Genomic DNA, 18,109 nt, shown 5'->3' on the forward strand with positions numbered 1-18,109 from the left:
CCGAAGCGGTTCCGCGATCGTGACCTTCCGGGCGCGCCCTACAGTCGCAGCGTGACCAAGCACGCCCCGCCGCCCCTCCGGGTGGACACCGCCCGAGTCGTGCACATCGGGATCGGGCTCTGGGCGGTGGCGCTCGTCGTCCTGCTGCTGCTGGGCGACCGCGTGGACCGCATGTGGACGTGGACCTGCGTGGCCGCCATCGGCCTCGGCCTGCTGGGCCTGTGGATCATGCGGCTGCAGGGCCAGACGCCCCGCCGCGACTAGTCCGTCAGGACGTCGAAGTTGCCGGTGTCGTAGCGCGCCGTGCGCACGACCTCGGTGGCCTCGTCGACGACCAGCGTCGCCTGGCTGTGCGCGCCGCAGCCGTAGTCGGCGGTGACCACGTGACCGTCGGCCGGTGAGTAGGCGTTCCCGCAGGCGCCCACGCGCTGGCGGAGCGAGCCGGCCAGCGGCAGGTAGAAACCGCAGGTCGCGCAGGGGCCGGGGGCCTGGCGGGCCATCGGGGCGCCGGGCCCGAAGTCGCCGGCGTTCCAGCGACCCAGGGCCTCGGCGCGGCCCTCGGCCGACATGACGCGCTCGCGTCCGAGCGCGAGCTCCTCGGCGACGACGCGGCCCTCCGGGTCCTCGGCCGAGTCGTCCTCGACCAGGTAGGACGGCGCCAGGCGCGGGTCGTCCTCGGTGGAGGGCAGCACGTCGCCGACGGACAGGTCACCGGGCCGCAGCCGCTCGTGCCACGGCACCCACGCGGGCGCCAGCAGCGCCGAGTCACCCGGCAGCAGCACGACCTCGTCGACGGTGACCTCGTCCTCACCGGGGATGCGGGCGACGGTCACGGCCCAGTGCCAGCCCACGTAGCCGGGCAACCGGCTGGCGAAGGTGTGGGTCAGCACGTCGCCGACGACCTCGGGCGCGACGGCGCCGGTCTCGGGGACGACCGGCTCGGAGGCGACGCCCAGGTGCTCGCCGACCAGGGCCTCGTCGCCGGCGGTCTCGACGGCGGCGGCGCGGGCCTGCTCTACCGCGGCGGCCAGGACATCGGCGGAGGACTCGGTCATCCCGCCATTGTCCCTGACGCGTCCACCTCGTCGGGCGACCACCCGCCGCGCCGGGTGCGGCACGATGGTCACGTGTCCGCCTCCCGCCGTCCCCCGGGTGCGGGCCGGCGCCTGCGCACCACCGGGCGGACGACGCCTCCCCCGCTCGAGCGCGCGGACACGACGCCGCTCGACGTCCCGCCGCCGTCGACCCGGCCGATGTCCTCGGCGGGCGAGCCCCCGACGGCGGAGCTGCCCGGTCCCCCGGCGGGGAAGGTGACCGTCACCCGCGTCGCGGCCGCCCGCTCGCGGGAGCTGACCGCCGCGGCGGCCCGCCGGGTCCGGGCCGCGAGCCGGGCCGACGGAGCCGGGGAGAGCGGGCTGACCCAGCTGCTGTGGGTCAACGCCCTGCACATGGCCGGGGACGCGATGATCGCCGTCTCCCTGGCCGGGACGCTGTTCTTCGCCGCCGCCTCCGACGCGCAGCGCGGCAACGTCGCGCTCTACCTGCTCGTGACGATGGCCCCGTTCGCCGTCCTCGCGCCCGTCATCGGGCCGGCCCTCGACCGGCTGCAGCGCGGCCGGCGCTGGGCGATCGCCGCCAGCCACCTCGGCCGTGCCCTGCTGGCGCTGGTGATGATGCGGCACTTCGACGACTTCTGGCTCTACCCGGCGGCGCTGGGCGTCCTGGTGCTCTCGAAGGCGCACAACGTCCTGCGGGCGGCCGTCGTCCCGCGGGTGCTGCCCTCGGCCATGTCGCTGACGTCGGCCAACGCGCGCCTGTCGGTCTTCGGGCTGGCCACCGCCGGTGTCGCGGGCGCGATCGCGGCGGGGATCGCCGCCGTGCTGGGGTTCGACTGGGAGCTCGGCGCCACCGCCGTCGTCTTCGCCGTCGCCGGGGTGCTCGCCGTCCGCCTGCCCCCGCACGTCGACGTCCCGGCCGGCGAGCTGCCGGCCGACGTGCTGACCACCGCGGAGATCCCGGTCGGCAGCGGCCGGCGGCGGGTGAGCCCGCACGTCGTCCTGGCCCTGCGGGCCAACGCGGCGCTGCGCGGGCTCGGCGGCTTCCTCACCATCTTCAGCGCGTTCCTGGTCGAGGCGAACTACGAGGGCTGGGCGGGCACGCTCGCCCTCGGTGTCATCGCCGCTGCGGCCGGGCTGGGCAGCTTCGCCGGGACGGCGATCGGCTCGCGGATGCACACCGCGACCCCCGACCGCCTGGTCCTGGTCTCGGCGGCCTCCGCCGCGGCGATCACCCTGCTGGCGGCGATCTTCTACAGCTTCGCCATGGCGGCCGTGGTCGCCGGCGTCTCGGCGGTGACCAACGCTCTGGGCAAGGTGGCCCTCGACGCGATCATCCAGCGGGAGGTGCCCGACAGCCTGCGCGCCTCGGCCTTCGCCCGGTCGGAGACGTGGCTGCAGATCTCGTGGGTGGTCGGTGGCGCGCTCGGGATCGCGCTGCCGCCCATCGGCTGGCTGGGCTTCACCGTCGCGGCGGCCCTGCTCGTGCTCGCGGTCGGTCTCGTGGTGCTGAGCCTCTACCGCGGTCGGCGTCCGGCCCCGCCGACGGGGGTCTCCCCGGATGCCCCGACCGCGCCCGTGGGACCCTCGTGGTCGTGAGCAGGCGAGCCCCGACCCTGCTGCCCCTCCTGCTCGTGCTCCTGGTCGCCGGCTGCGGCTCGGGCGAGCCGGCCGGTCCTCCCGACGTCGACGTCGAGGTCGGTCCGCAGCAGCTCGGCGTGCGGCCCACCCAGTTCTGCCTCGACGGCGAGGGCCAGCGCTACGACAGCACGCCGCCGATCCTCGAGGTATCCCCCGGCGCCACGATCACGCTCTCGGTGCCGGAGTCGGTCGCCGAGAGCGGCTGGGCCGTGCAGGTCTTCGACGAGAAGCTCGAGGAGATGATCGGCGAGGTCGACGTCCCCGACGGCGAGCGCACCTTCGACGAGATCACCACCGACGACGTCGTCCCGCCGGCCTTCTACCTCGTGGTCGTCGAGGACAAGGGCGGCGAGTGCGGCGAGTTCTCCGGCGCGTGGCCGATCGGCTTCCTGCGCGCCGGCGGCGACCTCGGCGGGACGCCGACCTCGAGCGCTCCGGCGGGTTAGGCCTCCAGGTCGGAGGCGACCGCGCGCAGCACCGAGGCGACCTTGCGGGACTCCGACCGGTCCGGGTGCCGGCCGTGCCGCAGCCCCTCGCCGACGTCGTCGAGCAGCTTGATCAGGTCCTCGATGATCGGGACCAGCTCGTCGGGCTTCTTCCGGCTCTTGGCCGCGACCGTGGCCGCCACCGAGGGCAGCGGGTCGAGGATCCGCACCTGCAGCGCCTGGTCGCCGCGGCGGCCGGCCACGATGCCGAACTCCACCCGCTGGCCCGGCTTGAGCTCCGACGTCCCGGCCGGGAGGGCGTCCTTGTGCACGAAGACGTCCGGGCCGTCCTCGCGCGCGAGGAAGCCGAAACCCTTCTCCGGGTTGAACCACTTGACCTTGCCGGTGGGCACGTCGGACACCTCGTCGATAGCTTTCTGGTCCGGCACGCGGGCCGGGAGGACGACGGCGGCACGCGGCCGCTCTCCCGACAGGTTAGCCGCCCGCCGCTCCTGCCCGGACCTGCCTTTCCGCGCGCGGCGGGTCCCCGCCCTAGCCTGACCGCGTGGCCCCCTCCCCCGGCGCCGACGCGCACCCGGACTACCGGTTCACCCTGGCCAACGAGCGGACCCTGCTCGCCTGGCTGCGCACCGGGCTGGCGCTGGTCGCCGGCGGGGTCGCGGTGGCGACCTACGCACCTGACCTCGGCGTCCGCTGGGGCAGCTCGGCGGTCGCCCTGGCGCTCGTGCTGATCGGGCTCGGGACCGCGGCCGCGGGGTACCGCCGCTGGCGGGCGAACGAGCGGGCCATCGGAGCGGGCCGCCCGCTGCCCGCGAGCTGGCTGCTGCCTGCGGTCGCCGCAGCGGTGGCCGCCGTCATCGTGGTCGTCGCCGTCCTGGTCGGTGTCGAGGTGCTGTCCGCGTGAGCGCACCCGTCGAGACCCAGCCGGAGCGGACCGCGCTGGCCTGGCAGCGCACCGGCCTCGGGGTCCTCGCCGTCGCCGGGCTGCTCGGCCACCGCGCCGTCGAGCACGAACGGCCCGTCCTCCTGGTCCTGGCGGGAACCGCGGCACTGCTCGGCCTCGTCGTGCTGGGTGCGCTGGCCCCGGTGCGCTACCGGGGGGTCCGCCGGTGCCTGGGCTCCGGCGCCGGTGCCCGCGCACCACGGTCGGTCGCCGCCGTGACGGCCGTCGTCCTGGTCGTCGGGGCGGTCGCCGCGGCCGCCGTCGTCGTCCCCGGCTGACCTCTCAGGGGCAGGGGCGCCAGGCCTCGCCGTCCTGGACGAGGGGCAGGCTCTGCCGGTCGGTCAGCCCGTCGGCCGTGGTGAACGTGATGTCGGCCCGGCCGGACTTCTCCCCGTTGTAGGTGTTCACGTGGATGCCGTCGACGCGGTACCCGGTCAGGTCCGGTTCGGCGTAGTGCGCGGCGAGATCGCCGGGCGTGACGGCGTCGCGGTCCTGCGTGCAGAGGAGGTCGTGGGCGTCGTCCCAGCGCTCGTCGACGAGGGCCTGCGCGTAGGCACCGGCAGCCTGTTGGGCCGGTCGGAGGTCGTCGGCCATGCCGGCGAGGAGCAGCCCCACGGCGGTGGTGCAACCACCCACGAGCAGGACGCCGGCCAGCGGCAGGCCGACGGTCAGCCAGCGGGAGCGGCGCCGCCGGACCGGTGGCGGGGCCCAGTACTGCGGGTACGGCGGCGGGGCGGCGGGGTACTGCTGCTGCGGCGCGCCGGGGTACGACATGCGGCGGACGCTAGCGGCGACCCCGGCGACCGGAACGGCGCAGCGCCGATACGCACGCCTCCGGGTGATCGGCGGGTCAGGCGGCGTCCGCCCTGGGGACGACGTCCAGCCGGTCGAGCAGCTCGAGGAAGACCACCGCGAAGTCGTTGCCCGCGACCGCCCGGGAGACCTCCGCCCAGTCGACCTGCTCGCGGAGCGCGCGGGCGACCGGGAGCATCCGCGAGAAGTCGCAGTAGTGCTCGTCGAGCGCCATGAGCTTGGTGGTGACGATGTCGGTCGCCGTCAGCACCGGCATGTGCACCGACAGGACGGGGAGGGTCTCCGCCCGGTCGATCAGGTCGGTCTCCACCGGGTGCCCGCAGGTCCGCCAGAGGACGTCGACGAACGAGTCGCCGCTGACGACCTTGGTCAGCCAGTCCTCGGGCGGGTCCTGGATCTCCAGCCCGGCGTCGGCGAGGACCTTCGCCGCCCGCTCCGACTCCGCCTCGGGCACCAGGAAGTCGGCGTCGTGGTCGGGCTCCGGTGCGCCCCGCACCCAGGCGGCGTAGCCGCCGCAGAGCGCGAACGGGACGTCGCCCTGCTTCAGGGCGACGGCGGTCCGCTTGAGGAGGTCGCGGATCTCGTCCCGCTCCGATGGCTGCACGACGTCCTGCTACCCCCGGGCAGCGGCCGGGCGAACATCGGCGGTAGAACGTGCACGCTCGGGGCACAGGGCACCCGTGCGCATCGCCACCTTCAACATCCTGCACGGGCGCTCGCTCGAGGACGGCCGCGTCGACGTCGACCGCCTCGCCGCCGCGGTCAAGACGCTGGACGCCGACGTCCTCGGGTTGCAGGAGGTCGACCGCGACCAGCCGCGGTCCCTCGGCGCCGACCTCACCGCCGTGGCCGCCGAGGCCATGGGCGCCGTCGACTCGCAGTTCGTGGCCGCGCTGTCCGGGACGCCGGGCGGCACGTGGATGGCGGCCACCGGGGACGAGCAGCCGGGATCGGCCAGCTACGGCGTCTCGCTACTGTCCCGCTACCCGGTCGTCTCCTGGCGGGTGGTGCGGCTCCCGCCGCTGCGAGTCAGCGTGCCGCTGTGGTCGCCGATGACCCGCCGTCCGTTCCTGGCCCGGGACGAGCCGCGGGTGGCGGTGGCCGCCGTCCTGGACGGCCCGTTCGGCCAGTTCACCGTGTGCAACACCCACCTGTCGTTCATCCCCGGCTGGAACGGTGCCCAGCTGCGCCGTCTCGTGGGGTCGCTGACCGGCACGCGTGAGCCGCTCGCCCTCATGGGGGACCTCAACATGCAGCAGGCCCAGGCCGCGAAGGTCAGCGGCCTGCGGCCGATCGCGACGGCGACGACGTTCCCGGCGGCGCACCCGCGCCGCCAGCTCGACCACGTCCTCGTCCGCGGCGGGCTGGAGGCCACCGGGCCGGCCGAGGCGGTCCAGCTGCCGCTGTCGGACCACCGCGCGCTCGTCGTCCCGGTCGGAGCCGTCTGACCGTTACCCGACGACTCGCGAACCGGGCGCGGCTGCGCCACGATGCGGTGCATGGCCAGCAACGGTGCAGCCCGGGTCTTCTCGCTCGTCGCCACGATCGTGCGGGTCGTGTGCTCGGTGATCGCCGCGGTCATCGTGATCCACGCGGTGTTCGTCCTGTTCGAGGCGAACCCGGCGAACGGTCTGGTGTCGTTCACCGCCGGCTGGCGGGACACGTTCGGCTGGTTCACCAAGGACCTGTTCACCCCGTCCAACCCGAAGCTCGCCGAGGCGATCAACGACGGGCTGGCCGCGCTGATCTGGGTCGTGGTGGGCAGCCTGCTGTCGAAGCTGATCGTGCGGCTGACGCCGTCCTCCAAGGCGAACGCCTGAGGGACTTCCTGTACAGCAAGTCCCTAGGCGTTGCGGATCGACGCCGCCGACTGCAGGCCGAGCTCCTCGACCGAGACCTCGCGCATCTCGACCTTGCGGACCTTGCCGGTGACCGTCATGGGGAACTGCTCGACGACCTTCACGTAGCGCGGGACCTTGTAGTGGGCCAGCTTGCCGGCGCAGAACGCGCGCAGCGCCTCCGCGGTGAGCGGCTCGGCACCCTCGCGCAAACGCACCCAGGCCACGAGCTCCTCGCCGTACCGCTCGTCCGGGACGCCGATGACCTGGGCGTCGACGACGTCGGGGTGGGTGTAGAGGAACTCCTCGATCTCCCGCGGGTACACGTTCTCCCCGCCGCGGATGACCATGTCCTTGATCCGGCCGACGATGTTGAGGTAGCCCTCGTCGTCCATGACCGCGAGGTCGCCGGTGTGCATCCACCGGGCGCGGTCGATCACCTCGGCGGTCTTCTCCGGCTCGTCCCAGTAGCCGAGCATCACCGAGTAGCCGCGGGTGCAGAACTCCCCCGGCGTCCCGCGCGGCACGGTCAGGCCGGTCTCGGGGTCGACGACCTTCACCTCGAGATGCGGGTGCACCTGCCCGACGGTGGAGGTGCGCCGGTCGAGGTCGTCGTCGGCACCGGTCTGCGTGGAGACCGGTGAGGTCTCGGTCATGCCGTAGCAGATGGTCACCTCGGTCATGCCCATCTCGCTGACCACCCGCTTCATCACCTCGACCGGGCACGGCGAGCCGGCCATGATCCCGGTGCGCAGCGAGGACAGGTCGTAGTCCGCGAAGTCCGGCAGGGCCAGCTCGGCGATGAACATGGTGGGGACGCCGTACAGCGAGGTACACCGTTCGTCCTGCACGGCCGTCAACGTCAGGGCGGGGTCGAAACCGGGCGCCGGGATGACCATGGTCGCGCCGTGCGAGGTGGCACCGAGGTTGCCCATCCCCATGCCGAAGCAGTGGTAGTAGGGCACCGGGATGCAGACGCGGTCGGCCTCGGTGTACCCGCAGCCCTCGCCCACGAAGAACCCGTTGTTGAGCAGGTTGTGGTGGGTCAGCGTGGCGCCCTTGGGGAAGCCCGTCGTCCCGGACGTGTACTGGATGTTGATCGGGTCGTCGGCCGAGAGCTCGGCCTCCCGGCGCACCAGGAGGTCGTGGTCGGCGGCGCGGCCGGTCTCCAGCAGCCGGTTCCAGTCCTCGTCCCCGAGGAAGAGGACCTCGCGCAGCTCGGGGCACTCGTCGCGGACCTCGGCGACCATGGCCCGGTAGTCGCTGGTCTTGAACTCCGGCGCGCTGACCAGCACGGAGATGCCGGCCTGCTTCAGCACGTAGGACAGCTCGTGGGTGCGGTAGGCCGGGTTGATGTTGACCAGGATCGCGCCGAGCTTCGCCGTCCCGTACTGGACGAAGACCCATTCGGCGCAGTTGGGCGCCCAGATGCCGACCCGGTCGCCCTTCCCGACACCCATCGCGTCCAGGCCGAGCGCGCAGGCGTCGACCTCGGCGACCAGCTCGGGATAGGTGAAGCGGCGACCCGTCGCGCACTCGACCAGCGCCTCGTGGTCGCCCACCCGCGCTGCCGTCCGATCGAGGTTCGCCCCGATCGTGTCGCCCAGCAGGGGGACCGTGGAGGTCCCGCTGCTGTAGGACGGCAGCGCGGGGGCGGTCATGGCTTGCGGTTCTCCGCCAGCTGCACCCCGGCCCGGTTGGGCTTGTCCGTGGGGTGGGCGTAGCGCAGGGCCTCGACCGGCAGCGGGAAGCTGTGGTCCTCGCCGAAGGGCGACAGCGGACCGGCGGACACGCTCGTCAGCTCGGTGAGCGGCGGACCGCCGTCGTCGGACTGCCCCCAGGTGGGCTCCACCAGGTGCGCGTGCTTCTCGTTGCGCTTGGCCATGTCGCCTCCGTGTTCAGGTGCGCCGCGCGGCGCACGTCGGGGTCATCTTCTCGCGAGCACTACCCGGGCGCACGCACGCTCCCCCTCACGGGCCGGTCGGGTCACCGGCGCACCACCTTCGCGCCGTACAGGGTGGGCAGGCCCTCGGCGCTGAGCACCCACTGGTCCGCGCCGACGGGGGCCGCGCGGACCTCCCCGCCGTCGAGCCCCTGGACGGCGCGGGTGCGCCAGACGGCGGTGCTCAGCAGCTGCAGGCGGACCGGCTCCTGCAGGGGGTCGAGCTCGTCGAAGCCGTCCGGCTCGAACGCGATGATCGCCGGCCCGGCGATGCGCAGCCGCCCGGTCTGCCAGGGCGTGGCCGCGAGCTCCCGCTGCCACCGCCGCGTCCGCAGCAGGGCGCCGGTGCCGGCCGCGACGCCGGCCAGCCCGAGCAGGACCAGGGCGACGACCGCCAGCCCGAGCCCGGGCACCCGCCGTCCGCTGCCGGCCAGCGTCACCGCGGCCGCCCCGAGAAGCACCCCGAGGACGACGGCGATGACGCCCCCGCCCAGCCAGCGCAGGGCACCCGCCTGGTGCGCCGACAGCGCGGTGCGCGTCTGCGGGTCGTCGGCGGCCGGGTGCACCAGGTCATGCTGTCAGCTGCTTGCACGGACGTCGTAGCGTGGACCGGATGCCCACGGACCCTCCCGCGACGCTCGCCGGCTGGCTGCGCACCCGCAGCGACGAGCAGCTGAGCGCGCTGCTGGCGGCCCGCCCCGACGTGGCGCGCCCGGCGCCGTCCGACCTCGTGGCCCTCGCCAGCCGGCTCGCGGTGCCCGTCTCGGTCGACCGCGCGCTCGACGAGCTGGACGCCGCGACCCTCCAGGTGCTCGACGTCGTGCTGCTCGCCCCGACCGACGGCGTCGCACCCGACGAGCTGATCGCGGCGCTGCCCGACGTGCCCGACGACGTCCTGGAGGCCGGTCTCGAGCGGCTCACCACGCGCGCGCTCCTGTGGGGGGACGACGCCCTGCACGCCCCCGACCCGGTCCGCCGTGCCGTGCGGCACCCGGCCGGACTGGGCCGCCGGGCCACCGAGCTGCGCGTGCAGCTGCCGTCCGACCTGGCCGCGACGATCGCCGAGCTGGCTCCGGAGGAGCGCGAGGTGCTCGAGCGCCTGGCCGGCGAGCGCCCGGTCGGGCACCTGCCCGACTCCCCCAACGGCGGCTCGACCCCGGCCCGCCGGCTGCTCCAACGCGGCCTGCTGGCGCGCATCGACGCCCTGAACGTCGAGCTGCCCCGCGAGATCGGCCTGCACCTGCGGGACGGCCACCCCTACGGACCGCCGAAGCTGCGGCCCGAGCCGCCGGTGGCCACCCGCGACGTCGAGTCGGTCGACCGGCGCGCGGCCGGCGCGGCGCTGGAGAGCGTCGGCCGGATCGGCGAGCTGCTCACGCTGCTCGAGGAGGAACCGGCCGGCCTGCTGCGCAGCGGCGGGGTGGGCGTCCGGGACCAGAAGCGGCTGGCCAAGGCGCTGCACGTCGGCGAGCCCGAGGCCGCCTGGCTGCTGGAGCTCGCCTACGCCGCGGGGCTGCTGGACGTCGGCGGGCCGCACCGCGACGAGTGGCTGCCCACCCGCGCCTACGACATCTGGCGCGAGCAGGACCTGCCCGACCGCTGGGCGGTGCTGGCGGGCGGCTGGCTCACCGGGGTGCGGCTGCCCTCGCTGGTGGGGCAGCGCGACGTCGCCGGCAAGGCGGTGAACCCGCTGTCGCCGGACCTGACCCGGCACACCGCACCTGCGATCCGGCGCGCGACGCTGACGGTGCTCGCCGAGTACCCGGCCGGCTCCGGGCTCGAGCCCCACGACCTGGTGGCGCTGCTGCGGTGGCGCACCCCGCGGCGGGCCGACCGGCTGGCGCCCGTCCCGGGGATGCTCGAGGAGGCCGCGCGGCTCGGCGTCCTGGTCGGCGGGGTGCTGTCGACGGCGGGCCGCGGGCTGCTGACCGCCGGGGAGGACGGCGCCGCCGACGGCATGCGCGGCCTGCTGCCCGAGCCGGTCGACCACGTGCTCGCGCAGCCCGACCTCTCGCTGATCGCGCCCGGCCCGCTGGTCGCCGAGCTCGCCGACACCCTCGCCGTCGTCGCGGACGTCGAGTCCTCGGGCGGTGCGACCGTCTTCCGGGTGTCCGAGTCCAGCGTGCGCCGGGCCCTCGACGCCGGCTGGTCGGCGTCCGACCTGCACGACTTCTTCGGCCGGGCGTCGCGCACGCCGGTCCCCCAGGCGCTGGACTACCTGATCGACGACGTCGCCCGGCAGCACGGGCGGCTGCGGGTGGGGTCCATCGAGTCCTACGTGCGGTCCGACGACCACGGGCTGCTGTCGCAGGTCCTCAACGACCGGCGGACGGCGTCGGCGGAGCTGCGCCGGCTCGCGCCCGGCGTGCTGGTCAGCGGGCTGGGCGCCGACGAGGTGCTGACCGTGCTGCGCGAGGCGGGCTACGCACCGGCGGGCGAGCGCGCCGGCGGCGCCGTCCTGACCCGTCCGCCGGCCCGGCCGCGGGCCATGGGCCGCAAGCCGGGCGGCGACTCCTCCCCCGCTCCCCGCCCGCTCACCGCCGACGAGGTGGGCGCGACGGTCCGCCAGATGCGCGCCGGGGACGCCGCCCTGTCCGCCCGCCGTGGCGAGGCCGTGCGTCAGGTGCCGGGCGTGACGACGGCGACCACGCTGGAGCTGCTGTCGCGCGCGGTCCGCGAGGGCGCGCCCGTCTGGCTCGGCTACGTCGACGCGCAGGGCAGCGGCAGCCAGCGCGTGGTGCGGCCGGTGTCCCTGGTCGGCGGCTTCCTGCAGGGCTACGACGAGCGGCGCGGGGAGAACAGCACGTTCGCGGTGCACCGCATCACCTCCGTCGCGATGGTCGAGGAGGACCGGCCGGCCGAGTAGCCCGCGAGGGCCGAGGCTGTGGTGCCGCTCCCGCCGGGGGTGCAAGATCCACCGCGTCCGGCGTCCAGCAGGAGGCGCTCATGGCGGAGACGACGCCCGTCGCGGAGCAACTGGCCACGGCCCTGACCCTGGTCCTCGGGATCGACGTGCTGCCCGTGCGGCTGCGCGCCTGGGACGGCAGCGAGGCCGGCCCGGATGGAGCGCCGCTGGTCGTCGTCCGGTCACCCCGGGCGGTCCGCCGGCTCGTGTGGGCCCCGGACGAGGTCGGGCTGGCCCGGGCCTACGTCGCGGGTGAGCTCGACGTCGAGGGCGACCTGTACGCGCCCTTCGCGGCGCTGAGCGGGGCCGGCCGGCTGGCGCCGGGCGGTCACGTCCGCCTGTCCCTCGCCGACCGGCTGGCGCTGGTGCGGCGGGGGCTCGCGCTCGGGGTCGTCGGTCGGGAGCCGGCGCCGCCCCGGGAGGAGGTCCGGCTCGGCCGGTACGGCCGCCTGCACAGCCGCCGGCGGGACGCCGCCGCGATCTCGCACCACTACGACATCGGCAACGACTTCTACCGCCTGGTCCTCGGGCCGTCGATGGTCTACTCCTGCGCCGTCTGGGCGGACGAGGCCGTGGGACTGGAGGCCGCCCAGGAGGCCAAGCTGGACCTGGCCTGCCGGAAGCTGGGGCTGCGTCCCGGCGTCCGGCTGCTCGACGTCGGCTGCGGCTGGGGCGGCCTGGCGATGCACGCCGCGCGGACGTACGGCGCGGACGTCGTCGGCATCACGCTGTCCCACGAGCAGGCGATGCTGGCCCGCAAGCGGGTGGACGAGGCCGGGCTCACCGGCTCGGTGGAGATCCGGGTGCAGGACTACCGCGCGGTCGACGACGGCCCGTTCGACGCGATCAGCTCCGTCGGCATGGCCGAGCACGTCGGACGTTCCGAGCTGCCCTCCTACGCCGCCACTCTCTCCGCCCTCCTGCGGCCGAGCGGCCGGCTGCTCAACCACGCCATCGCGTGGGCGGCGCAGGCGACCACCTGGCGGAACGACACCTTCATCGCCCGGTACGTCTTCCCCGACGGCGAGCTGGTGTCCCTCGGCGACATGGTGGACGCGCTGACCACCGGCGACCTCGAGGTGATCGACGTGGAGCCCCTGCGGCGGCACTACGCGCTCACCCTGCGGGCGTGGGTGCACAACCTCGAGCGGCGGTGGGACGAGGCGGTCGCGCTGGCCGGCGAGGGGCGGGCCCGCGTCTGGCGGCTGTACATGAGCGCCAGCGCCCTGGCCTTCGAGAACGGCAAGCTGGGCGTGAACCAGGTGCTGCTGCAGAAGCCGGGCGGGACACCGCCGCCCCTGCGCCCGGACTGGGTCCCAGCAGGGAAGTAACGACGCCGCGAGGCGGTTACGGTGGAGAGTCCCCTGGCGCCCGTGCGCGCCGCCGTGGGACACGCATCCCCCTCCGGAAGAGGAACGAATCCCTGGTGAGTGACGGCCCGCTGATCGTCCAGTCGGACAAGACCCTGCTGCTCGAGGTCGACCACCCGCTGGCCAAGGAGTGCCGCGCGGCGATCGCGCCGTTCGCGGAGCTGGAGCGCTCCCCCGAGCACGTGCACACCTACCGGGTCACGCCGCTCGCGCTGTGGAACGCCCGCGCCGCCGGGCACGACGCCGAGCAGGTCGTCGACGCCCTGGTGCGCTACTCCCGCTACCCGGTGCCGCACGCGCTGCTGGTCGACGTCGCCGACACGATGGACCGGTTCGGCCGGCTCACGCTGGCGAACAACCCGGTGCACGGGCTGGTGCTGACGTCGTCGGACAAGGCGGTGCTGGAGGAGGTCGTCCGCTCGAAGCGGGTGGCGCCGATGCTGGGCGCGCGCATCGACGAGGACACGATCGTCGTCCACCCGTCGGAGCGCGGCCGGCTCAAGCAGGCCCTGCTCAAGGTCGGCTGGCCGGCCGAGGACCTCGCCGGGTACGTCGACGGCCAGGCGCACCCGATCGACCTCGACCAGTCCGGCTGGCACCTGCGCGACTACCAGCAGGAGGCGGTCGAGGGCTTCTGGGCCGGCGGCTCGGGCGTCGTCGTCCTCCCCTGCGGCGCCGGCAAGACGCTGGTCGGCGCGGCCGCCATGGCCGAGGCGAAGGCGACCACGCTGATCCTGGTGACCAACACCGTCGCCGGGCGGCAGTGGAAGCGCGAGCTGATCGCGCGCACCTCGCTGACCGAGGACGAGATCGGCGAGTACTCGGGCGAGCGCAAGGAGATCCGCCCGGTCACCATCGCGACCTACCAGGTGATCACCACCCGCCGGAAGGGCGAGTACCGGCACCTGGACCTGTTCGACGCGCAGGACTGGGGCCTGATCGTCTACGACGAGGTGCACCTGCTCCCCGCCCCGATCTTCCGGCTGACCGCCGACCTGCAGTCCCGCCGCCGGCTGGGCCTGACCGCGACGCTGGTGCGGGAGGACGGCCGCGAGGACGACGTCTTCTCCCTCATCGGGCCGAAGCGGTACGACGCCCCGTGGCGCGACATCGAGGCACAGGGCTACATCGCGCCGGCCGAGTGCATCGAGGTGCGGGTCTCGCTCGACGACGAGGAGCGGATGACCTACGCCGTCGCCGAGCCGGAGGAGCGGTACCGGATCGCGGCGACCGCTCAGTCGAAGCTGCCGGTGATCCGGCGCGTGCTGGAGCGGCACCCCGACGAGCAGAAGCTGGTCATCGGCGCCTACCTCGACCAGCTCGAGGAGCTCGGCACCGCGCTCGACGCCCCGGTGATCCAGGGCTCGACCACCAATCGGGAGCGGGAGAAGCTCTTCGACGCCTTCCGCGCCGGGGAGATCAAGACGCTGGTCGTCTCGAAGGTCGCCAACTTCTCGATCGACCTGCCGGAGGCCGCCGTCGCCGTCCAGGTGTCGGGGACGTTCGGCTCGCGCCAGGAGGAGGCGCAGCGGCTCGGCCGGGTGCTCCGCCCCAAGGCCGACGGCCGGCAGGCGCACTTCTACACGGTGGTCAGCCGCGACACCCTGGACGCCGAGTACGCCGCCCACCGGCAGCGCTTCCTCGCCGAGCAGGGCTACGCGTACACGATCGTCGACGCCGCCGACCTGGCCGGACCGGGTGAGGTCAACGGCCCCGACTGGGTGGACGAGCCCGCCGACTGAGTTGGCCGACAGGGTGCGCGAATGCACCGTTCGACCGCCCAGAACGACGTAACCGCGCACCGTGTCGCCGCCGCCGACCAGCACCAGGCTCGGCGCGGCGTCACTCGTTCGTGGTCTCGGCTCCACGTCGAGGATCCGTCCGCCGATCATGACTCCGTGCCGGCCCGATCCACCCGTCGTCCGTGGTGGGCGATCGGCTTCCTCGCGGTCGGCGGGCTGTGGATGCTCTTCGCCGCCTGCGTGTTCCTCAGCGGGTACTGGGCGACGGTCACGGTCACCGATGGCTCCGGCGACGGCTTCTGCGACGTCGTATGGCGGGACCCGGAGGGACAGCGGCACCGCGGCGAGGCGGACTGCTACGACGAACCGGTCGGCAGCAACTTCGAGGTGCGGGTGACCGGCTGGCCCGACGCCGGCGACCCCACCCTCCCCGAGACATACGTCGGCATCGGGCTGCTGTTCGGGCTGCCCCCGTTCGCGCTCGGGGCCGGTCGCCTCGTCCAGCTCGCCTGGCGGCATCGCCTGCCGTCGGCGCCTCATCTCGAGACGCCCGAGGGTCCCGGCGGGGCACTCGGGAATCCACGCACCGTCGCTGCCCTGAACCGGGTCCGGCGCCGAGCGTGGACCCTCACCGCGCTGGGCGTCGTCGGCCTCTGCGGCGTCGTCGTCGCGGCAGCGGTGGAGATCGAGGCCGACGAGGACCTGCGCGCTGTCGGAGTGACCACCGTGGGGACGGTCGTGCAGGTCGAGCCTGACTCCACCTGGAGCACCGGCGCCGCGTCGATTCGCTTCTCCGCTGCGGGCGACACACGGTCCCGCCAGGTGACCCTGGGGGGATACGCGGACGACTACGTGGCCGGCGACGTCGTGGACGTCGTCTACGACCCGGCCGACCCCGAGCGCTTCGTCATCGACGACGCGCTCTACGGCCCCGGCTGGACCGACTGGGTCCTCCTGCCCTCGCTCGTCCTCGCCGTGATCGCGCCCCTCGGGGTGCTGCGGCTCGCCAGGTACCGCGACATGCGGAAACTGCTGGTCGGCCGTTCCTGGGCGCGGGTGCAGGCCCAGGTCGGCGACCTCGTCTACCGATGGGAGTTCACGACCGCCGACGGCTCGGTCTGGCGATCGGGCCGTTACCTCGCCTGGCTCCCGGACTGGGCACCCGAAGAGCCCCTAGCCCTGCAAGTGCCCAGGCGAGCGGACTCGGTGTGGTGGGTCTCCGATGGCCGGGTCGCAGTCTTTGCACCCGACCCCAGCGGCACGCTCGTGCTGGCCCGCCGTCGCTGAGCGGCTCGCCCGGCCCGGAGACGACCCCTCCGTCACCACCCGAGCCAGTGGCGGGGACTCGTGGGGAATCGGTGACCGGCGGTGCGTGACGTTCCGGTCCCTCACGCATGAGGATCACCACACGGCCTACCTCTTGACGCGGCGTTCGCGCAGGTCAGCGGCTCGCCGTCCGGTCCTATACGTCGTCGGGAGCGTGGCACGCGGCAAGTGACCGGTTGGGCGTGTTGGGCCCTCGCCGGTGAAGATGGACCCCGTCATGGGGAGTGCATTGCGAGCGGAGGCCTTGAGCCCGCAGACGAACAGCCGACCGCTCCGAGCGTGGCAGCAGGCCGCTCTCGCGCAGTACGAGGAGCAGTCCCCCAAGGACTTCCTGGTCACCGCTACGCCCGGCGCGGGGAAGACCACCTTCGCGCTGACGCTGGCCTCCCGGCTGCTCGCGCGCCGTGAGGTCGCGCGGGTCATCGTCGTCGCCCCGACCGACCACCTGCGGCTGCAGTGGGCCGAGGCCGCCGACGCCATGGGCATCGTCCTCGACCCGAACCTCACCAACGCCGTCGGACCGGTGCGCGCCGGCACCCAGGGCTACGTGACCACCTACGCGCAGGTTGCCGGCAAGCCGATGCTGCACGCCGCCCGCGCCACCGCCGTCAAGACCCTGGTCATCCTCGACGAGGTGCACCACGCCGGTGACGGCCTCTCCTGGGGCGAGGCGGTCGAGGAGGCCTACGGCTTCGCTGCCCGTCGCCTCTGCCTGACCGGGACGCCGTTCCGCACCAAGCCCGACGAGCGCATCCCCTTCGTCCGCTACGAGGAGGACACGTTCGAGGGCGACGACGGCGAGGGCGGCGTCGGCCTGGTCAGCCGCGCCGACTACACCTACGGCTACAAGGAGGCGCTGGCCGACAACGTCGTCCGGCCCGTCGTGTTCGCCGCCTACACCGGCACCTCCCGCTGGCGGAACTCCGCGGGCGAGGTCGTCGCCGCGTCGCTGTCGGAGGCCGGCACCCGGTCGGTGGAGATGCAGGCCTGGCGGACCGCGCTGGACCCCAAGGGCCAGTGGGTGCCGCACGTCATCGCCGCGATGGACGACCGGATCACCCACCTGCGCGAGAGCGGCATGCCCGACGCCGCCGGGCTGATCCTGGCCAGCGACCAGGACGACGCCCGCGCCTACGCCAAGATCGTCCGCCGGGTGACCGGCAAGGCAGCCGAGCTGATCCTCTCCGACGACCCGAAGGCATCGAAGAAGATCGAGCGCTTCGCCACCGGCTCGGCCCGGATCGCCGTCTGCGTGCGGATGATCTCCGAGGGCGTCGACGTCCCGCGGGCCGCCGTCCTGGCGTGGATGACCTCGTACCGGACGCCGCTGTTCTTCGCCCAGGCCGTCGGCCGCGTCGTCCGCTCGCGGGCGCCGCACGAGTCGGCGACCGTGTTCCTCCCCGCGGTGCGGCCGCTGCTGTCGCTGGCCGCGTCGATGGAGGAGCAGCGCAACCACGTCATGCCTCCGCCGCGAAGCCAGCCCGACGAGGAGCTGGAGGCGCTCGACCTGCCGCCGCGGGAGCCGCGCGAGGGCGAGATGAAGCAGTGGGAGGCCCTCGAGGCCGACGCCCGCTTCGCCCACGTCCTGCACAGCGGGACGGCGCACACCGGTGAAGGCTCCGGCCCGGCCGTGGTGGTCGGCGAGGAGGAAGAGGAATTCCTCGGGATCCCGGGGCTGCTCACGCCGGCTCAGACGGCGGAGTTGCTGGCCAAGCGGGACGAGGAGCTGCGCATCCGGATCGCGCAGAGCCACCGGTCCGACGACGGCGACTTCATGATCGTCGAGGACCACCCGGACGAGGACGACGCCGGCCGCTCGTGGCGGGACGCCGCGGAGCTGCGCCGGGAGATCAACCGCCTGGTCAACCGCGTGGCAGCGCGGACCTCGCAGCCGCAGGCCGTCGTGCACACCCAACTGCGCACCCAGGTGCCCGGCCCCCCGTCGGCGTCCGCCTCGGTGGACGTCCTCCGCGCCCGCCGGGAACGCCTCCGCACGATGCTGTGACATTGCGACCCTCCGGGTCGCACCGCGGCCACGAGCCGTGCCCCAGCCTCGCGGAGCCGCTCCATCGCGACTGCGCGGAGCCC

Annotated in this window: 19 protein-coding genes; 12 read left to right on the forward strand and 7 right to left on the reverse strand. The window is 74.2% G+C overall.

The window, feature by feature from the left end:
• Nucleotides 1-51 precede the first annotated feature (51 nt).
• Nucleotides 52-264: a DUF2530 domain-containing protein gene (locus tag ACI78T_RS05295; RefSeq protein ID WP_456557038.1), complete on the forward strand. Its 213-nt coding sequence runs from the start codon at nucleotides 52-54 to the stop codon at nucleotides 262-264.
• Here the strand turns inward: ACI78T_RS05295 and ACI78T_RS05300 are convergent.
• On the reverse strand, nucleotides 261-1,055 hold the full coding sequence (locus tag ACI78T_RS05300; RefSeq protein WP_456557039.1) for a DUF3027 domain-containing protein: 795 nt from the start codon (nucleotides 1,053-1,055) through the stop codon (nucleotides 261-263). The genes ACI78T_RS05295 and ACI78T_RS05300 overlap by 4 nt on opposite strands.
• 72 nt (nucleotides 1,056-1,127) lie before the next feature.
• On the opposite strand from ACI78T_RS05300, the gene ACI78T_RS05305 reads away from it, so the two are divergent.
• The gene (locus ACI78T_RS05305; protein WP_456557040.1) at nucleotides 1,128-2,654 is read left to right on the forward strand and encodes an MFS transporter; all 1,527 of its coding nucleotides are present in this window, start codon (nucleotides 1,128-1,130) and stop codon (nucleotides 2,652-2,654) included.
• Entirely contained in the window at nucleotides 2,651-3,142 is a 492-nt protein-coding gene (locus tag ACI78T_RS05310; protein ID WP_456557041.1) for a DUF2771 family protein, read from the forward strand. Before ACI78T_RS05305 ends, ACI78T_RS05310 begins: the two co-directional genes overlap by 4 nt.
• On the opposite strand, the gene ACI78T_RS05315 is transcribed toward ACI78T_RS05310, so the two are convergent.
• On the reverse strand, nucleotides 3,139-3,534 hold the full coding sequence (locus ACI78T_RS05315; RefSeq protein WP_116449707.1) for a cold-shock protein: 396 nt from the start codon (nucleotides 3,532-3,534) through the stop codon (nucleotides 3,139-3,141). The two genes, ACI78T_RS05310 and ACI78T_RS05315, sit on opposite strands and share 4 nt — an antisense overlap.
• A 152-nt stretch (nucleotides 3,535-3,686) precedes the next feature.
• Between ACI78T_RS05315 and ACI78T_RS05320 the strand changes: the two genes are divergently transcribed.
• Together ACI78T_RS05320 and ACI78T_RS05325 are read left to right on the forward strand one after the other, a co-directional pair.
• Nucleotides 3,687-4,046 carry a YidH family protein gene (locus ACI78T_RS05320; protein WP_456557042.1) on the forward strand — a complete coding sequence of 120 codons (360 nt, stop codon included), beginning with the start codon at nucleotides 3,687-3,689 and terminating at the stop codon, nucleotides 4,044-4,046.
• Nucleotides 4,043-4,363: a DUF202 domain-containing protein gene (locus tag ACI78T_RS05325; RefSeq protein ID WP_456557043.1), complete on the forward strand. Its 321-nt coding sequence runs from the start codon at nucleotides 4,043-4,045 to the stop codon at nucleotides 4,361-4,363. The genes ACI78T_RS05320 and ACI78T_RS05325 overlap by 4 nt, the downstream gene beginning before the upstream one ends.
• A 4-nt stretch (nucleotides 4,364-4,367) precedes the next feature.
• Here ACI78T_RS05325 and ACI78T_RS05330 read toward each other — a convergent pair whose 3' ends face one another.
• Both ACI78T_RS05330 and ACI78T_RS05335 read right to left on the reverse strand, forming a co-directional pair.
• Entirely contained in the window at nucleotides 4,368-4,859 is a 492-nt protein-coding gene (locus ACI78T_RS05330) for a hypothetical protein (RefSeq protein WP_456557044.1), read from the reverse strand.
• Between the two features lie 76 nt (nucleotides 4,860-4,935).
• Nucleotides 4,936-5,502 (reverse strand): hypothetical protein, encoded by a 567-nt coding sequence (locus ACI78T_RS05335; protein ID WP_456557045.1) that lies wholly within the window; start codon nucleotides 5,500-5,502, stop codon nucleotides 4,936-4,938.
• A gap of 76 nt (nucleotides 5,503-5,578) precedes the next feature.
• Between ACI78T_RS05335 and ACI78T_RS05340 the strand changes: the two genes are divergently transcribed.
• Nucleotides 5,579-6,346, forward strand: a complete 768-nt coding sequence (locus ACI78T_RS05340; protein WP_456557046.1) for an endonuclease/exonuclease/phosphatase family protein — start codon at nucleotides 5,579-5,581, stop codon at nucleotides 6,344-6,346.
• Nucleotides 6,347-6,397: 51 nt separating this feature from the next.
• Complete coding sequence (locus ACI78T_RS05345) at nucleotides 6,398-6,718, forward strand: hypothetical protein (protein WP_456557047.1); 321 nt, start codon at nucleotides 6,398-6,400, stop codon at nucleotides 6,716-6,718.
• A 23-nt stretch (nucleotides 6,719-6,741) separates the two neighbouring features.
• Here ACI78T_RS05345 and ACI78T_RS05350 read toward each other — a convergent pair whose 3' ends face one another.
• The 3 genes from ACI78T_RS05350 to ACI78T_RS05360 form a co-directional block, all read right to left on the reverse strand.
• Nucleotides 6,742-8,397 carry an AMP-binding protein gene (locus tag ACI78T_RS05350; RefSeq protein WP_456557048.1) on the reverse strand — a complete coding sequence of 552 codons (1,656 nt, stop codon included), beginning with the start codon at nucleotides 8,395-8,397 and terminating at the stop codon, nucleotides 6,742-6,744.
• On the reverse strand, nucleotides 8,394-8,621 hold the full coding sequence (locus tag ACI78T_RS05355; protein WP_456557049.1) for a hypothetical protein: 228 nt from the start codon (nucleotides 8,619-8,621) through the stop codon (nucleotides 8,394-8,396). Before ACI78T_RS05355 ends, ACI78T_RS05350 begins: the two co-directional genes overlap by 4 nt.
• 101 nt (nucleotides 8,622-8,722) lie before the next feature.
• Nucleotides 8,723-9,244 (reverse strand): hypothetical protein, encoded by a 522-nt coding sequence (locus tag ACI78T_RS05360; RefSeq protein ID WP_456557050.1) that lies wholly within the window; start codon nucleotides 9,242-9,244, stop codon nucleotides 8,723-8,725.
• Between the two features lie 47 nt (nucleotides 9,245-9,291).
• Between ACI78T_RS05360 and ACI78T_RS05365 the strand changes: the two genes are divergently transcribed.
• From ACI78T_RS05365 to ACI78T_RS05385, 5 genes are all read left to right on the forward strand, one after another.
• Entirely contained in the window at nucleotides 9,292-11,544 is a 2,253-nt protein-coding gene (locus ACI78T_RS05365) for a helicase-associated domain-containing protein (protein WP_456557051.1), read from the forward strand.
• An 80-nt stretch (nucleotides 11,545-11,624) separates the two neighbouring features.
• The gene (locus ACI78T_RS05370; RefSeq protein ID WP_456557052.1) at nucleotides 11,625-12,914 is read left to right on the forward strand and encodes a class I SAM-dependent methyltransferase; all 1,290 of its coding nucleotides are present in this window, start codon (nucleotides 11,625-11,627) and stop codon (nucleotides 12,912-12,914) included.
• Nucleotides 12,915-13,009: 95 nt separating this feature from the next.
• Entirely contained in the window at nucleotides 13,010-14,695 is a 1,686-nt protein-coding gene (locus ACI78T_RS05375; RefSeq protein ID WP_456557053.1) for a DNA repair helicase XPB, read from the forward strand.
• A gap of 156 nt (nucleotides 14,696-14,851) precedes the next feature.
• Complete coding sequence (locus ACI78T_RS05380) at nucleotides 14,852-15,982, forward strand: DUF3592 domain-containing protein (protein WP_456557054.1); 1,131 nt, start codon at nucleotides 14,852-14,854, stop codon at nucleotides 15,980-15,982.
• Between the two features lie 283 nt (nucleotides 15,983-16,265).
• The gene (locus tag ACI78T_RS05385) at nucleotides 16,266-18,026 is read left to right on the forward strand and encodes a DEAD/DEAH box helicase (RefSeq protein ID WP_456557055.1); all 1,761 of its coding nucleotides are present in this window, start codon (nucleotides 16,266-16,268) and stop codon (nucleotides 18,024-18,026) included.
• The last annotated feature ends 83 nt before the right edge of the window (nucleotides 18,027-18,109 follow it).

The organism is Blastococcus sp. SYSU D00922 (genome assembly GCF_054050495.1).

Excerpts from the sequence above, each read along its gene's own strand:
- ACI78T_RS05300 (WP_456557039.1), bottom strand. The coding sequence starts at position 1,055 with ATGACCGAGTCCTCCGCCGATGTCCTGGCCGCCGCGGTAGAGCAGGCC.
- ACI78T_RS05330 (WP_456557044.1), bottom strand. The coding sequence starts at position 4,859 with ATGTCGTACCCCGGCGCGCCGCAGCAGCAGTACCCCGCCGCCCCGCCG.
- ACI78T_RS05345 (WP_456557047.1), top strand. The coding sequence starts at position 6,398 with ATGGCCAGCAACGGTGCAGCCCGGGTCTTCTCGCTCGTCGCCACGATC.
- ACI78T_RS05350 (WP_456557048.1), bottom strand. The coding sequence starts at position 8,397 with ATGACCGCCCCCGCGCTGCCGTCCTACAGCAGCGGGACCTCCACGGTC.
- ACI78T_RS05355 (WP_456557049.1), bottom strand. The coding sequence starts at position 8,621 with ATGGCCAAGCGCAACGAGAAGCACGCGCACCTGGTGGAGCCCACCTGG.
- ACI78T_RS05365 (WP_456557051.1), top strand. The coding sequence starts at position 9,292 with ATGCCCACGGACCCTCCCGCGACGCTCGCCGGCTGGCTGCGCACCCGC.
- ACI78T_RS05370 (WP_456557052.1), top strand. The coding sequence starts at position 11,625 with ATGGCGGAGACGACGCCCGTCGCGGAGCAACTGGCCACGGCCCTGACC.